Annotated in this window: 16 protein-coding genes; 5 read left to right on the top strand and 11 right to left on the bottom strand. The window is 32.4% G+C overall.

All coding sequences use genetic code 11. The features are described from left to right. Positions 1-47: 47 nt before the first annotated feature. Together BM239_RS04110 and BM239_RS04100 are read left to right on the top strand one after the other, a co-directional pair. Complete coding sequence (locus BM239_RS04110) at positions 48-458, top strand: hypothetical protein (protein ID WP_092206353.1); 411 nt, start codon at positions 48-50, stop codon at positions 456-458. A 752-nt stretch (positions 459-1210) separates the two neighbouring features. Next, the gene (locus BM239_RS04100) at positions 1211-2092 is read left to right on the top strand and encodes a hypothetical protein (protein ID WP_143094886.1); all 882 of its coding nucleotides are present in this window, start codon (positions 1211-1213) and stop codon (positions 2090-2092) included. 64 nt (positions 2093-2156) lie between these two features. Here BM239_RS04100 and lysM read toward each other — a convergent pair whose 3' ends face one another. Then, positions 2157-2660, bottom strand: coding sequence for a peptidoglycan-binding protein LysM (gene lysM, locus BM239_RS04095; protein ID WP_092206350.1), 504 nt, complete (start codon positions 2658-2660; stop codon positions 2157-2159). A gap of 164 nt (positions 2661-2824) precedes the next feature. Then, on the bottom strand, positions 2825-3772 hold the full coding sequence (locus BM239_RS04090) for a nicotinic acid mononucleotide adenyltransferase (RefSeq protein WP_092206349.1): 948 nt from the start codon (positions 3770-3772) through the stop codon (positions 2825-2827). A gap of 222 nt (positions 3773-3994) precedes the next feature. Here BM239_RS04090 and BM239_RS04085 point away from each other — a divergent pair, with 222 nt between their 5' ends. Then, positions 3995-4996, top strand: coding sequence for an NAD(P)H-dependent glycerol-3-phosphate dehydrogenase (locus BM239_RS04085; RefSeq protein WP_092206348.1), 1002 nt, complete (start codon positions 3995-3997; stop codon positions 4994-4996). Positions 4997-5022: 26 nt separating this feature from the next. Beyond that, a complete protein-coding gene (locus BM239_RS04080) occupies positions 5023-5646 on the top strand; it encodes a hypothetical protein (protein ID WP_092206347.1) in 624 nt (207 codons plus the stop codon). Positions 5647-5725: 79 nt separating this feature from the next. Here BM239_RS04080 and BM239_RS04075 read toward each other — a convergent pair whose 3' ends face one another. Beyond that, on the bottom strand, positions 5726-6808 hold the full coding sequence (locus tag BM239_RS04075) for an acyltransferase family protein (protein WP_092206346.1): 1083 nt from the start codon (positions 6806-6808) through the stop codon (positions 5726-5728). A 204-nt stretch (positions 6809-7012) separates the two neighbouring features. Beyond that, positions 7013-7288, bottom strand: coding sequence for a hypothetical protein (locus BM239_RS04070; protein ID WP_092206345.1), 276 nt, complete (start codon positions 7286-7288; stop codon positions 7013-7015). A gap of 244 nt (positions 7289-7532) precedes the next feature. Here BM239_RS04070 and BM239_RS04065 point away from each other — a divergent pair, with 244 nt between their 5' ends. Then, positions 7533-7892 carry a hypothetical protein gene (locus BM239_RS04065; protein ID WP_092206344.1) on the top strand — a complete coding sequence of 120 codons (360 nt, stop codon included), beginning with the start codon at positions 7533-7535 and terminating at the stop codon, positions 7890-7892. 55 nt (positions 7893-7947) lie between these two features. Here BM239_RS04065 and BM239_RS04060 read toward each other — a convergent pair whose 3' ends face one another. The 7 genes from BM239_RS04060 to BM239_RS04030 all read right to left on the bottom strand — a co-directional run bounded on the left by BM239_RS04060 (position 7948) and on the right by BM239_RS04030 (position 16784). Then, entirely contained in the window at positions 7948-8712 is a 765-nt protein-coding gene (locus tag BM239_RS04060) for a CDP-alcohol phosphatidyltransferase family protein (RefSeq protein WP_092206343.1), read from the bottom strand. Between the two features lie 132 nt (positions 8713-8844). After that, the gene (locus BM239_RS04055) at positions 8845-9573 is read right to left on the bottom strand and encodes a hypothetical protein (RefSeq protein WP_092206342.1); all 729 of its coding nucleotides are present in this window, start codon (positions 9571-9573) and stop codon (positions 8845-8847) included. A gap of 144 nt (positions 9574-9717) precedes the next feature. Further along, a complete protein-coding gene (locus BM239_RS04050; protein WP_143094885.1) occupies positions 9718-10506 on the bottom strand; it encodes a DUF6090 family protein in 789 nt (262 codons plus the stop codon). Positions 10507-10679: 173 nt separating this feature from the next. Beyond that, positions 10680-11075, bottom strand: a complete 396-nt coding sequence (locus BM239_RS04045) for a hypothetical protein (RefSeq protein WP_092206340.1) — start codon at positions 11073-11075, stop codon at positions 10680-10682. Positions 11076-11088: 13 nt separating this feature from the next. Continuing rightward, positions 11089-12507 (bottom strand): efflux transporter outer membrane subunit, encoded by a 1419-nt coding sequence (locus BM239_RS04040; RefSeq protein ID WP_092206339.1) that lies wholly within the window; start codon positions 12505-12507, stop codon positions 11089-11091. Positions 12508-12513: 6 nt separating this feature from the next. After that, positions 12514-15657: an efflux RND transporter permease subunit gene (locus BM239_RS04035; protein WP_092206338.1), complete on the bottom strand. Its 3144-nt coding sequence runs from the start codon at positions 15655-15657 to the stop codon at positions 12514-12516. An 8-nt stretch (positions 15658-15665) separates the two neighbouring features. Then, positions 15666-16784 (bottom strand): efflux RND transporter periplasmic adaptor subunit, encoded by a 1119-nt coding sequence (locus BM239_RS04030; protein ID WP_092206337.1) that lies wholly within the window; start codon positions 16782-16784, stop codon positions 15666-15668.

Raw genomic sequence — 16784 nt, 5'->3', positions numbered from 1 at the left:
AAACGTTTACTGACTAGGAGCCACATGCAAGACCACTATTTTTCTAAATGAATAACCTAATTATAAAATACAAGAATAGAAGACTCTATGTTAATTTAATTATCGGATTGGTTTGGATTATACTGGGTATTTTGACTAGTTGGGCAGCAGAATATTCTCGTTGGTCAAACTACTTTTACATTATTATTGGCGTAATATATTTGGGTATATACGTTTGGGAATTTAAAAATCAATATTTAACAATAACTGATAGTTTCATCAAAAATAATTCGCTTTTTGGAAAGAAAATTCTGCTACAAGATATTATTCAAGTCAAGAAAATATTTGGAGATTATGTGTTAAAAACCAAGCATAAAGAATTTTCTATTAACATGAATATGGTTCATGACCATTCGAAAGCTGAATTAGTTACTTTTATAAATAGCATAAAATTGCCTGAAGAAGAAGAGATTAGGTAATAAAAAAGTCATACGGTTTATAAAGACACTGGTTGGCTTCGAATGAAATTTGATAGTGAATGTTTTTTAGAAGATTCAGGTACATCAAGTCAATAAAAAACATTATAATGCTAGGAAATGTTAATTTCGTTGAACTGCTTGATTCCAATTTTGTTTTATTTGTTTTATTTGTTTTATTTATAACAAAAAACCCAAGTCTAATACTTAACCTAAAATCAAAAACAAATAAAACAAGTAAAAATTAAATTCGCTCTTACTATTGCTGTTATGTCTTTAACCCTAATTAGTTGTTCGAATGATAACAATCCAATTACGGAAAATTCATATAATCATTCAAAAAGTAATCCCACAGAAATCAATAACCTATATAAAGGTAGTAATAATTCTATATAAACAAATGACGGAGTAGAATATCGTATTAATAGCATTGATAACAAAATTTCACGTTTCAGTCAAGGAGTAGATATGGGTTTCACAAATTTGCAAGGAGACGCTAAATTTTGTTGGCGTTGTGCTACAGTTTTACTTGAAGTTGTAGCGGTTGTTGTTGATATAGTTACTTCTGGACCAACAATGGATATGACGCAAGCTTGTCTCGCTCAAATGCAAGCATGTTTGGCAGCGAATGGAACTCCGACAAATATGCAGGCATCTTCTTCATGGTGGGGCGGAGATGATTGTTCCTTAAGCTGTGTTAAAAATTAAAATTTTATTTTCTGAATAAGTTAATATTAAAATATAAATATAACTGGTTGTTGACCCTAGGTGTTGTTATTCTTGCTCTTGGGTTAATGACCTCCTTATATCTATTAGTGTCCCCTTCATCTCATGACTACTTTACAGGAAGTGAATACTTTAAAGTTCCATACTTTTTGTTTTTATGTATTGCCATATTTGTTGCACCTATTACAGAAGAATTAAGTTTTAGAGGAGGTTTTAATAAATCTAAAAGTATAAGAATAATTTCTATTATTGGTTTATTTGTTTTTCTACTACTTTCTGAAAGTTTATTACTCAAAACATTAATGATAATATATATAGCATTATTAATAGTAAGCTTTTATAGAAAACCAAACACATTAGTAATCAGTTTGTATGTTGGAAATGCATTATTGTTTTCTCTTTTTCATTTAGATTTGGAACAATTTTTTACCATTTCATCCTTACAAGGATTTCTTTTCAGGTTTGCCTTTACTTTCTTCTCTATTTGGATTTGTATTAACTTCAATTTATTGAAATCGATTATATTTCATGCTGCATGGAATTTTGTTTTAATGGCACTTCTATCCATTGGTTTATTTTTTCCAAACGAAACGATCCATGAATATGAAAACGAGATGATAAAAGTTACATGGCAAAGAGCTTCCAAAACATCGAATTCCATAGTGAATTTTAATACTACAAGTGAAAATGTCATTGAGGCGAAAGGCTGTAATGTTATATTTTTACTAAAATCTACTGAATGGAATTTAAGTTCTAAAGATAGTTTGATAGAATTTGTGCCTACTGAACCATACATGGATTATAAAATAGACATGAAAATAAAAGATACCAGTAATACAAATCAAAATCTTTATACTTTAGTCAGAACGTTTTTATCTGAAAGTGATTTAATCAAATTAAGAACAAAATAAATACCATTATTTTTACAAAAAAAACCAACTGGTAGTTGGCTTTTTTATTTTGCATCTATATTTTTTATGCTTTATCCACTGCAGGAATACGCAATACTTGACCTGGATAAATTTTATCAGGGTCAGTTAACATGGGTTTGTTGGCTTCAAAAATAACTGGATATTTCATAGCATTCCCATAGAATTTCTTTGCTATTTTCCCTAATGTATCACCACTAACTACGGTATGAAATTGGGCTTCTGGTTCAGTATGTTCAACTGTCATTTGGTCGTCAACTACAGCAATCCCGTTGGAGTTTCCTACTACTAATATAATTTTTTCACGGGTTGCTTGATCGTAAGCCATTCCCGTTATGGTTGCGGTATCACCATCAATTTTTATTTGTAAGTTTTTAGCTTCCAGTTTTAAATCGGAAACCGTTTCTTCCATTCGGCTTGCTGCTGCGGACTCACGTTTTAGCTTGGCTGCTGCTGCATCGGCTTTTGCTTCGGCTGCTTCTTCTGCTTCGGTTTTCCCGATACCAAATACTTTTGCACCTGCATTTTTAATAAATGAAAATAATCCCATAATTGTTTACTTGTTTTTAATGTTAATAGTCGATTTCTTGAAATCATAAATTACAAAATTATTACTGCTATGCCTACTTATTTTGAATTTTTTAATACAAAAAAGAACCACCAAATGATTTCTCATCAGGCAGTTCCCTCAAAATTATAGACTAATTAAATTTTCTAGGCGTTTTCTCGTGTAGGTTCGCGAGGATTATCTTGTTTTTCAGCTTTAAACTTTCGTTTTTTACGTTGCTCTGTTTGTTTGCCTTCTGCATTCTTCAAAAACTGGATGTAACCACGTCCTGTAAATTCATAAACCGTTCCAGATGTTGGCTGATAAAATTCTATGGTTGCATCATTTAAAACGCGGAGTTCAAAAAACTCATCAGAAAAATAATCATAATCCAATGTTACGGTTTTTAAATAACGGTTTCCTTGTATATTTCTAACATTGTAAAGTCCAGTGTAGTCCCAATAAATGTTATCTGGATTGTACACATTTACATCCTGTGAGCTTCTAAATTCAGAATCATTTCCACCAGCTAAAAACTGTAAATAGTTTTCATAATCAAACTCGTTTGGCGCACCTGTTGGACTGGTATATGTTTTCTCCCATGCTTCATATTCCTGAAGGAAATAATGAATATTATCATAAAACACATAATCATAATCAAAATTGCTACGTTGGTAACCATCCAAAAAGTAGGATGTATCGTTATTTGGGTTATACAATTCAATGGTATTACTATCTATTTGGTACACATCAAAGGTTTGATAACCATCAATAACATGATAAACATCTAAAATATTATTGTAAGCATCATAGGTTCCTGTTTGAATACCAAAACCATTACCTTGATCACCAAATCCAACCAAATTATTATTAGCAAATAAATTGCCATTTCTGAATGATATGGTAAAAGCAATTTGTAAAAATGGTGTTTCGTTATAACCAGTAGTTTCATTAATATCTACATACCAGAGCTCATATCTATTTAATAATTGATTTAAAGAAATAGAAGGCGCTGGGCTTGGAGTATAATTATCCACAATAATTTCATCGGTATAACAGGCCGTAAAAAGTGTTGCAGATACTGCAAATGCGAAGAGTAGTTTTATTGTTTTCATGTGTTCTTTTTTTAATTAATAAATAGACACATGCTGTTCGCTATTAATCATTCATTTGAGTGACAAAAAACTTTTAGCATGCTCCTTTAATCAGGCCATTATTTTAAAGTTATTATTACAAGGTTTTCAAAACACGTGCCAAAATGAAAAAACCAGAGACTTTACATATCGATAAAGCGTAATATTTTATGTATTTTTGAACTTCTAAATACCATACAAATTATGAGTAAACCTTTAAAATACGCTGTTTTTGGATCGGGAAGTTGGGCAACTGCTATTGTAAAAATGCTTTCTGAAAATTTAGACGAAGTAGGTTGGTATATGCGCAGTATTTATACCAAGGAGCATTTGCTTAAGGAACACCATAATCCTAGTTATTTGAGTTCTGTAGAGTTTAAAATAGACCAGTTAAAATTAAGTAATGACATTAATGACATGGCTAATTATGCCGATGTTTTAATCTTTGCTATTCCTTCTGCCTTTATGTTTGGTGAACTAGAAAAACTAACAGCCAACGTAACGAATAAAACCATTGTTTCGGCTGTAAAAGGTATTATTCCTGAATCTGGTTTACTAGTTGGTGAACATTTTCATGATATCTATAAAATTCCTTTTGAGAACATTGCCGTTATTGCTGGCCCTTGCCATGCTGAAGAAGTGGCTTTAGAACGTTTATCTTACTTAACCATTTCGTGTGCAGATGCCAGTAAAGCCAAGTTAATTGCCAAAGATTTAGCAAGCGATTATATAAAAACGAAAATTAGCGACGATGTTATTGGTACGGAATATGCCGTTATGTTGAAAAATATTTATGCTATTGCGGCAGGAATTGCGCATGGTTTAGGTTACGGCGATAATTTTCAGAGTGTGTTAATGAGTAATGCTATTCGTGAAATGAAGCGTTTTATAAAGAAAATGCATAAAATGAAGCGAAACATTAATAACTCGGCTTATTTAGGTGATTTATTGGTAACGGGTTATTCGGTGTTTTCTAGAAATAGAATGTTTGGGAATATGATTGGGAAAGGTTACACAGTAAAATCGGCACAAATGGAAATGAATATGGTTGCCGAAGGTTATTACGCTACCAAAAGTGCACATTTACTTAACGAAAAAAATAAACGCAAAACTAAAACACCAATTATAGATGCCGTTTATGCTGTTTTATACGAAGGAAAAGAACCCAAAGCGGTTTTTAAAAAATTAACGGATAAGTTGGATTAACCTAAAAAAATCAGAATCACTTATCCATGAAATTACAACCATTAAGAATATCTGCAGGTTGGCAGGTTACCTATAATCAATTTTACGAAATAGATCCGTTAGTAGGTAACGAAGCCTATTTTGATGGTTCTAGTTTATTACATCTACACAACCGTGGTCTATTAAAATTTATAGATCTCTCCTGGCGACCAGAATTAAACCTAGAAGGTGCGTATAAATTAGAAGTACTAAACTATTTAGAACTATTTAATCCAAAATCAAATGAACTTGAGGTGCATCCAATCTGGGAGCAGCCATATTTATCCTTCTCAACAAAATCTAGAAAAACAATTGTAGATAAATTAGAGTCTTGTATGATGGAGCTACCTCCTTTTAAGGACTTACGGATTTTAGATAAACCAGGTGTAATAAACACCAAATCGGAAAATTATAGGTTAGAATTATATAGTTTAGGTTTAACGGAGCTACTTGTTTCTCAAGTGTTAGCAGATGGAAATCGAGAGATTCAAGACATAATTCTGGATCATCCAGATATTACGAAAAACATACTGTTAGAGTTTTTAAAAAAAAGTAAGTTTAAAAAAGTAGTAAATAAAGCGCAGCAAAAACTCAACAGCAAGCCCTTTAAAACACATTTGCGAAACCTTTAGAAACAAGGAAAAAAGATTCCACTTTGCAAAAATAAAATTTTGTAAAAAACGACTAGATAGCATTAATTATTGATGCTATTTATTGTTTTTCAAGCCTATTTTGCCTGTAATTGTCAACCTTATCACTAATGAAATGCTTTAAAAAAATAGAGAATATAATCGAAATAATAATGACCATGATTCCCCTATTAACCATAACAACATTTAAGTTTTTAACAATTACTATAACAAATATATGCGTGATATAGAGTGGGTAGCTTAACTCACCAATATAACGATCTAATTTCGAATTTTTTGTTAGTTCGAATATAAAAGGAATAGAGGCAAAAAATAAGACAAAGAAAATTTGATTCTTATAATCGAAAGTGATTTTATCATAAAGTACCATTACCACCAACAAGACAAAAATAACTAGCCTATTTACCTTTACATTTTTGAAGTTAATTTTATTGGATTTATAAATTTTATAAGCAAAAACCCCCAACAAAAAAAGTGGAAGTTCTGTAGGGAAAAACCTAAATAGCCAAGGTATATGGTTCAAGCCTAAATGTGTTTGCATAAAATATTTTAGTAAAAGAAGAACCAAGAAAAATCCAAAAATAATTTTTGCTTTTCGTCTTACAATAAAAGGGGATAAAAGATAAAACATTAATTCTAAAGCTACTGTCCATGCCTGTGGTATTAATGCAAAATCAAATCCATTTAATGCCTGCAAATTAAAATTTGGCTGAAAGAAAAATATCCCTGTACTCAAATTAACTTCAAAAAAGAGAAGTGCATCTTGAAAGAAGATAAAAATATTTGTAAACCCAACAATAATCAAGCTTGAAAAATGGAGTGTATCATAATTATCTATAAAAACATTTAAAGGGCCATAGCTAGCTCCATCTGTTGCTATACCAAACAAAAGTGAACTGAAAACAATAACAACCAGAACAACCCAATAAACAGGATAAAGACGCATTAACCTATTGGTAATAAATAGTTTATAGGAATTATTTACTCCAATATATTTTTCATTTAATATAAGAGCCATATAAAAGCCCGAAATAATGTAAAATGTTTGAACAGCTATCTGCCCTCCTAAAAAATTAAAACCGAAAAAAGCTTGGGTGTGTGATATAATTACAATTATAGCAAGAAAAGTTCTAATATGACCCATTTGAATTTATAGATAAATCTCGTTATAACATACTGATTTATCTGCTAAAATAAGCATTTATAATTTGATAAATACTGTTGCAAATTTGACAAATTTTAAAATACATAAACTAATTAATGATCAATTTTTAGAACAATAACTATCGAAATCATCAACGATTTAAAATAAATAAGACTACAGTTCTTAATTATCTGAAGCAATATCTTACACTGCTAAATAAACAATTATCAAAACCAGAAATACAACAATACTAATAACTATAAATTGTTCCTTTTTCTTTTGAGTTTGAAGTCTATCACGAATATTTTGTTTAACGGTTTCCAGTTCAACTTCTGATAATTCTGGAAAGTTATATTCCGTTTGCTCATCTAAAACTTTAAAATACTGATTACCACTTTCAAAAGTTTTTCGCCTTTTATCTTCACGAGCCTTTTTACGTTCTAATGTTGCTTTAAATTGTGATAAACTGCCGTGAGCCATTATTTGGTAATTATGAATTAAAGCATAATATAGCTAAAAAAAAAGAATTTTGAGACTTTTTAACCTACGTAATACCACGCGTTTACGACAATGGAAAAAACCACGCTTAAATTTAACACAAAACATGTAAACCTTTGTAAGGTAGTAATGATTGAATATATAAGTAAAAGTATTCATCAAGCTATAAAGGTGGTATTCGAAAAACCTATTTAATAGAGTAGAAAAAACTATTAATTCATGTATTATGAAAAATTATTATTCCTTTGACGAGCAAGCAATTTCACATGCTTTAAATTCTGCCAGGCAAACACATGCAGGATTAGATTTAACAAATTTAAAATCAGATTCAGATTTGAGTCGTGGAGGCGATTTACAAGTCCAGGCACAATGCATTTCTGTTAAAGTTGAAGACAATAAAATTTGTTTGAATCTGCCTTTTGGTTTTGGAAAACACTGTTTACATATTCCAATTAGTATCCCTAATGGTACTGCTGCAAACGCTTGTTTGAGTATTTGTACAACATGGGGAATTCCAACTGGAATTAAAGTAGCGGTTACCGTTGCTGGTGTTACTGTTATCAGTCAAACGTTTGGGAAATGTTAGATTAATTAAATGGTAGAACACACAAATGTTCTACCATTTTGTATTAGTTAAATGCTTAATAAAAATACTTCCGAATACCAATAAAAACAAATACCATAGCCGTATACCCTAGAAAGAAAGGCAGAATAAACGCTTTTAAGCCTAATACGAGCATGATTGAGATAACTAATAATTGAAACCCTAAACCAAAAGTTGAGATACTGGTCATTAACAAATTAGGCATGGTTTTACCTTTTTCTGCTTGACTATCGAGAGCATAAATTGTTTTATCAAAAGCACCGTATAATAATTTATACAAGCCAAAAAGAATATCTACATGCTTTTGTTTTTCACCATACAACGCGGTTGGTATTTCGTTTTCAAAAATGCGACTCGTGGTGTCGCCATCAAATTTATTTCTTAAAATAACGTAATAATAATTGTACAGCGTGCCTTGCAATTGTAGTCCTAAAAAAGCCAATAGGCAGATCCAAATATTGGTGGTACTAACCAACCATATCGCTATAAAGATTAAAGCATTTAAAATAATATCGGCAACCGAATCTAAATAACGACCTGTATAAGATGGTTTTTGTTTTACACGAGCCAATTCACCATCTGCTGCATCTAAAATAGATTTAAAAATTAAAAAAAAAGCTGCTAACATATAATACCCTTGTGTAATACAAAAAATACCAATGAGGCCAGATATAATGAAACCGATAGTTACATGAATGGGTGTGAAAGCAGTGTGTTTTAAAGCGTTTGCTATAACGCGTGCTAGTGGTCTTCCATAATCTGAAAGATCTAGAAATTTATGCGCTTTTGGCAATTTGGACATGTGTAAACATAGAAAAACTGTACTTTTGGAATATACCAATCAAAATGCAAAGATACCATTAAAATGTAGAGGTTGCATTTGCTATCTAAAATTAGGTTAGGAAATTACGGAAGCACTCTAGTAAATACGTTTTTATTTAATATTCATTTCAGAAATCAGTTGTTTCTTAACTTTTGGATTAATCATTATTGACTTCTTGAAATCTTCAAAATGTTCATAATTATTTGGTGAATCTTGAATCTGTTCGTAAATAAACGATTTGTCTGTTTGAGGATAAATAATGATGGTTTCTCCAAACCTTAAATCAAAAAGTTTCATATTAAGAAGCAAAATAGAAAACCCATCGGGACTTACGGTAAATACCCAATCCAATTCATTATTTTTTACTTTAAAAATTCCTTGTGCTGTTAAATAAGGGTAATTTCGAGAATCCACCAATGTAGTTTCTTCTGCATCCTTGTCATTTGTTAAAACTAGTAAGGTTAACTTATTGATTATTTTTTCGCTTTCAGGGCTTTCATATTCTCCAATTCTAACACCTTTTAAAACTGAAGTGCCCATTTCAATAAAAAATGGAATACTAGAAACTGCATAATCATATTCAGCTACTGGAAAAGGCGATTTGTTTAAAGGAAAACTCTGAAAAACTTCAGAATATTTATTATAGGTTTCAATGTCTTGATTAAAAAGATTTAGATCCCATTTAGTACTATCAAGATGTTGAATAGCTCTATTGTTTAATTTTCCAATATCCCATTTCTTTTCCTCTATTGCTTGAGAAACCAAATTTGATTTTTTGCTATCCTGACAAGAATGAAAGAGCATTCCTGAAATTATAATTATCAGTAACTTTTTTGTCATTTTAAATGTGGTAACGGTTTTGTATAAGATTAGTTGCGTGGATTAGCACTTAACTTTGCAAGTACACACTAAACTGAAAATCCGCTAGAATTTTCAGAAGTAGACGGGAACAAGCAATTACTTATAGCCATTGTTGAGCTTTCGTTATTTATTTAATTCAATTTCGATTATATCCAGTATGTCCCTAATTCTATTGTGTAATGCCTCTGATTGTAAATTGGCTGACTTGTTTACAGTAATGGCATTCCCTAAAACACCTTCCAAATTTTTATTGGTCAATATTTCATTTAGAGTAGCTCCTAATTTTGATTTACCAATTTTAATTTTAAGCGAATTAGCATCTTTATCCAATAACCAAAGATGGTCTTGTTCGTTCATAAAACTATTTGATAAATCCCTGCCAATACCTAATTGTAATGCAGTTAAATCAAATTGATTATAAACTATTTTAGACCAGACGTCTTCAACCTCTTTTACGGCAACTACATCTGATGACCAATTGGATAGTAAGCGACTTAATTTTACATTTCTAATCAATCTTAAATTTTCAGAGCTGTTTAAATCATTCTGTATAGGGTCAAATGTTGGGTCATTACCGATAATTGCAATTTTTTTTATAACACTATCTCTATTCGCTCTCTGTGGGTAATCAAATGCTTCTAATAATGCAACTGCTGAAATTATTATCTTTTCTCTTGTTGCCATTTTTTCTTCTAGTTGATTGAGATTTGCTTGATAATCCTCTTGAAGTTGTTTGAGTATAATCTTTTCTTTTGTTCTGTCTTTTCTTTGCTCATTCCAATTATTTATCTGTAGTGCAATTAAAATTCCAATAACAACAAGAATAATCTCTCCAAATGCATATTTTAAATACTTTCCAGTTTTATTTTCCATCAGCAAGTTTTGCCTAATTTTTCTAAAAAATTTTATCATTGGTTTGCGGTTTCTGATAATGAAGCACAACATAAAATATAGACCATAGTCTATATATAACTTATAGGTCTACCTCAAATTTAGTCAAATTTTAGCAAGTATGGTGTTAGGTTATAATATGCCGTTTTTGGCTGTGTGGTAATATGGGAATATGTATTGTGAAAAGATTGAGCTTATTTAACCAAAACACCTTTTACATCCATTAAAGGAATGGCTTGTAAAGCTTTTAAATTAATAGTGTTTTTACGAAATAGGTAGGTTTTATCAAACATAGTGTTCCCTTTAAAAAACGTGACTTGAAACTGATTATTTAAAGCAAATAAGTCTTCTTGCATAAGCTCAATTTTAGCATAACTTTTGGCTGGAAGGGTATCTATTTTCTTTCTAAAAATTGAAGTCGCTTTATCTTTAGAGTAGCCACTGGTAACAATAATAACCATTTCTAGGTCTACGTCCTTATCGTTAATAATATAGGCATTCCAATCTTGGGTTTTATATAGGTCATTATACTCGTTTACTACCGCAATATAAACGCCTTCTACTTTAGGAATTTCAATATCTTTTTTCATAATTTAACAGGTTCTATTTCCAACCGCCTCCTAATGCTTTGTAAAAACGGACAACGGCTAATAACTGTTCTAACTTATTGTCAATACTATTCAATTCAGCGGTTAATACGGTTTGTCTAGCTGTTAATAAATCTAAATAATTAGCATAACCATTATCTAATAGAATTTCAGAATTACTTTCTGCCCGACGTAAGGCTTCTACTTCGTTTTCACGGAATTCAAATTTATCAACTTCTGCTTGGTAGGCATAAAGTGCGTTTGAAACTTCCTGGCCAGCTACTAACAACGTTTGCTTAAAGTTTAAAAAGGCCTGTTCTTGTTGTGCTTGCGATACTTCGTATTGGGTTCTAATTTTTCGCTGATTAAAAATAGGCTGTGTTAAACCACCTACAATATTAGCAAAAAGAGAGTTGGTATTAAACCAATTATCAAATTCCAAACTTTGAAAACCTCCTGAAGCACTTAATGTTAACGATGGATAAAAGTTTGCTTTGGCTACATTTGTCATTTCAAAAGCTTGTATAAAATCGTTTTCTGCAGCAATAACATCTGGTCTATTTCGCAATAATACATACGGCACACCTAGCTTCATTTCAGTGGTTATTTCTTGTGCATCTAATGAATTACGCTCATAATTTTGTGGTTGTTTACCTAGCAAAATACTTAAAGCATTTTCTGTTTTAAAAATCTCCCGCTGGATATCAATTTGAAGCACACGCACATTATTATATTGCGCCACATTTTGGTCTACAGCTACTTGGGTAACTTGACCAGCTTCTTTTAATGCCTCAATAGTTTCCACACTTTTTCGTCGCGTTTCAGTAGTTTCCTTGGCTATTTCTAATTGCGCATCTAAAGCCACAAGGGTGTAATACGTAGTTGCTATAGATTCAATCAATTTGGTTTTTACCGCTTGATGAGCCGCAATACTTTTTAAATAGCCTGCTTGAAAAGCGCGTTTATTACTACGTATTTTTCCCCAAATATCAGCTTCCCATGACAGACTCGCTACCGCTTCATACTGGTCTATGGCACCGTTAAAGAACGAGCCAAACTGGCTGTTTTTTGCCAATTCTTGATGTGTTAACGAAGCGCCTGCACTTAAGGTTGGTAGATATCCTGCTTGACCTTGTTTTAAATAGGCTTCACCAGCAATAATTTGCTGAATAGCAACGCGAATATCAATATTATTTTGAAGTCCTTCCTCAATATATTGTGTTAAATACGGATCGGTAAAAACGTCTTTCCAAGACACATCTGCCATAGATAAGCTATCGGTTGGTAGCGCATCTGTTCGAAACAAATTTTCGGTTTCATTTTCCAAATCTGGTCGTTCATAATCTTTTGCAACCAAACAACTTTGCATGGTAATCAACACAAAGACTAGAACACTACCTCTTAAAAACATGTGTTTATTTAAAAATACTTTCATAATCTATTAAGCTTGATTTTGTTGATTTACAGCTTCAGGAACACCTGTTACTTTTTCTTGTAACCATTGAAAAATGACAAACAATACTGGAATGATAAAAACGCCTATTATAGTACCTATTAGTAAACCACCAACAGCTCCGGTTCCAATAGAGTTATTACCAGCGGCTCCAACACCTTTGGCTAAAACCAACGGTAATAGTCCTAATATAAAGGCAAAGGATGTCATTAAAATAGGACGTAAACGTACCTTGGCACCATCAATAGCGGCATCTACAAGTGAGAGTCCATGATGGCGACGCTGAACAGCAAATTCCACAATTAAAATGGCATTTTTGGCTAGAAGTCCGATTAACATAATTAAAGCAATCTGGAAATAAATATTATTCTCTAATCCCGTTAACCATGTTGTAAAATAGGCGCCAGCTACACCAATTGGCAGTGACAAAATAATAGCTAGTGGTAATAAATAACTTTCGTATTGTGCTGATAATAAAAAGTACACAAACAGAATACTAATCATAAAGATAATTGTCGATTGTCCAGCCGATGCTATTTCCTCACGTGTAATTCCAGAATAAGCTACTTGATACCCTTCTGGTAAATTAGCTTCTGCCAATTCGTTAATAGTTTTAATGGCATCTCCTGAACTAAAACCCGGTGTTGCCGAACCATTTACAGTTACCGCATTAAATAGGTTAAAACGATTAACCGTTTGTGGTCCATAAACCCGTTTAAAAGATACATATTGTGAAATTGGTGTCATTTGGCCACTAGGTGTTTTTACCATCATGCTATTCAAGCTAGCTTCATCCACACGGTCTTCTGGTAAGGCTTGAATAAATACACGAAACTGTTTTCCAAAGCGACTAAAATCTGCTACATAATTACCACCAATATAACCTTGTAAGGCTGATAAAATGGCACTCGTTGAAATACCAGCCTCTTTAGCGCGTTCCACATTTATATCCAATTCTAATTGTGGAAAATTGGTGCTAAATGAATTAGAAGCAAAAGCAATATCGGGTTGCTGATTTAATAATCGAACAAAATCGGTTGCAGTGGCATCTAGTTCGGTAAGGGGTCTTGCATTTCTGTCCAACAATCGCATTTCAAAACCATCTGCACTACCAAATCCTGGCACGCTTGGTGGTGTAAAGAATAAAATATTGGCATCAGGAATTAGTGCAGCTTTCTGAAATAATTGACCAATAATTGCATCAACAGACTCGGCTTCTGATTCACGTTCTTCCCATGGCTCCAAAATAATAAAACCCATGGCATTCGAGCTACCGGCTCCCGAAAAGAAGTTTTGACCACTAATAAATGAAGCGGCTTGAATACCTTCAATATCTTTAATAATATTATACATGTTTTCGTTCACTTTATATGAACGATCGGATGAAGAACCAGGAGGTAATTCAGCATTCATAAAAATAACACCACGATCTTCAGACGGTACAAAACCAGTTGGTATGACTTTATTTGCTGAAATAATAGCAAAAACACCCAACCCAAGAATTAAAAACGTGATCCATTTATGCTTTAATAAAAAGCCTAACGATTGAGTATATTTTCTAGTTGTAGCATTAAACCCACTATTAAACGCATCATAAAAACGTTGTAAAATTGATTTTTTCTTATGCTCATGATTGTTATGTGGTTTTAAGAAAATGGCACACAAAGCAGGTGTTAACGTTAAGGCGTTTAGCGCTGAAATAAATATGGCAATCATTAAAGTAACACCAAATTGCTCATAAAATACACCAGATGGCCCTTGAATAAATGTTATTGGAACAAAAACGGCAATCATAACCAGTGTTATGGAAACAATGGCACCACTAATTTCACTCATGGCAGACACAGAGGCCTTTTTAGCATCATCAAAGCCTTCCTCTAGCTTGGCATGAACCGCTTCAACCACTACAATGGCATCATCAACTACAATACCAATAGCCAAAATAAGTGCAAATAAAGTTAATAAGTTAATGGAATAACCTAACACATTTAAAAAGAAGAATGTACCAATAATAGAAACAGGAACTGCAATGGCAGGAATTAATGTAGACTTAAAATCTTGTAAGAAAATAAAAACTACCAAGAACACTAATAAAAAAGCTTCTAATAAGGTATGCAACACTTTTTCAATGGATGCAGTAAGAAACTTATTGGTATCATAGTTTACTAAATAATCAATTCCTTCAGGAAAATCCTTTTTAAGATCGTCCATTTTAGTATAAATATTTTCAATAATTTCTTGTGCATTAGAACCTGGTGTTTGAAAAACACCAAAGTTAACAGCAGGCTTCCCTTTAGTTCTAGACACAGATGCATATGAAAAGGCATCCAATTCTACTTTTGCCACATCTTTAACACGTAAATAGTCACCATTACCTAGGGCTTTAACAACAATATTTTCGTAGTCTGTTGCTACTTTGTAACGCCCTTTATACTTGATTACGTACTCAAAAGATTCTCCTGTATTTTGTCCTAAAGATCCTGCAGCGGCTTCTAAACTTTGTTCGTTAATGGCTTGCGTCACATCGCGAGGTTCTAATTTATAAGCTGCCATTTTAACTGGGTCTAACCAAATACGCATGGAATAATCTTTACCTCCAAAAACATTTACAGCACCAACACCGTTAACACGTTGTAACTCTGGTTTAATGTTGATATTTAAATAATTTTGAATAAAGGTATCGTCGTATTCTGGATTTGTAGAGTATATAGCTGCATATAGCAAGGCGGAATTTTGTTGCTTTTGAGTGATAACACCAGCTCTAATAACCTCGGAAGGTAATAAAGCATTGGCACGAGCTACACGGTTTTGAACATTTACGGCTGCAATATCCGCATCATAACCCTGTTCAAAAAACACTTGAATAGTGGCACTTCCTGAATTACTTGCTGTTGAAGTGATATAGGTCATTCCTTCTACACCATTAATCTGTTCTTCAATAGGAACAATAACACTTTCTAAAATAGTTTCCGCATTTGCTCCAGGGTATGTGGCCGTAACTTGAACGGTTGGTGGTGCAATATCAGGATATTGAGTAACAGGTAATTGTAGTAAGCCTAAAACACCTAAAATAACGATGATAATAGAAATAACCGTAGACAAAACGGGTCTTTCAATAAATTTCTTTAACATAATTGGATTTATTTAAATACCGTCTCAAACGAGTTAATAATACTATCTAATGGTTTTTTTATTGGCTTAATTTTGCTTCCTGAACTCACTTTATTAAGTCCTTTTGCTAAAATTGTTTCACCCACTTCTAACCCATCTTCAATAAGATATATACGCCCTGTAGACTTTAATACCGTTACAGGCTTATCTACCAAAGAGTCATTTATAACTTTATACACAAAGCTTTTACCTTGTCTTTCAAAAGTAGACTCAGATGGAATAACCATAACATCGGTATATATTTTAGGAATTAGAACGGTTCCACTACTTCCGTTTCGGAGTATTCCTGCTTTATTATCAAATTTAGCACGAAATGTTATTGATCCCGTTTGGGCATTAATATCACCAGTAATCGTTTCAATTTTTCCCGTTTTATCGTACAATTCACCATTAGCAAGGAGTAATTTCACCTCTGGAAACAACTCTAATTTTTCTTTAGAAGTTTCACCTTTGGCTTCACTAAAAAAAGAAATAAATGCTTTTTCGTTCATTGAAAAATAGGCATATACATCACTAATAGACGAAACATTTGTTAAAGGCATAGGGTCTTGAGCACTTACCAAAGCCCCTTTTCTAAAATTGATGGAGCCTACAACACCATCAACAGGACTTTTAACATTGGCATAATTAATATTAGCTCCAATACTATTATAGGTACTTTGAGCCTGTAATAGTTTGGCGTTTGCCGTTTCTAACTGGACACTGCTTATAATGTTTTTTTCAACCAACGGTTTTAATTTATTCACCTCTACTTGCGCTGCATTAACATTTGCTTTAGCTGCTTGAGCATCCTGACTTAACGATTGAGTTTCTAATTTAAATAATAATTGACCTTGCTTTACCGCTTGACCTTCTGTAACCAATACCTCCTTTATATAACCAGAAATTTTAGGTCGAACCTCACTATTCACTTCACCTTCTATACTCGCTGGAAAATTTTCATAAGTCGTTATATTTTGTTTGGCAACCTCAACAACAGGATATGGCATGATAGGTGGTGCTTTTTGTTGTGTTTCTTTCTCTCCACAGTTAAATAGTGCAAGAACTAATGCACATGGAATACCAATGTTGATTATACTTTTTTTCAT

The organism is Algorimicrobium echini, from assembly GCF_900115185.1.
Taxonomy (GTDB): Bacteria; Bacteroidota; Bacteroidia; order Flavobacteriales; family Flavobacteriaceae; genus Algorimicrobium; species Algorimicrobium echini.
The sequence above is the reverse complement of the archived record's forward strand: the minus strand, read 5'-3'. Positions and strand labels throughout refer to the sequence as shown.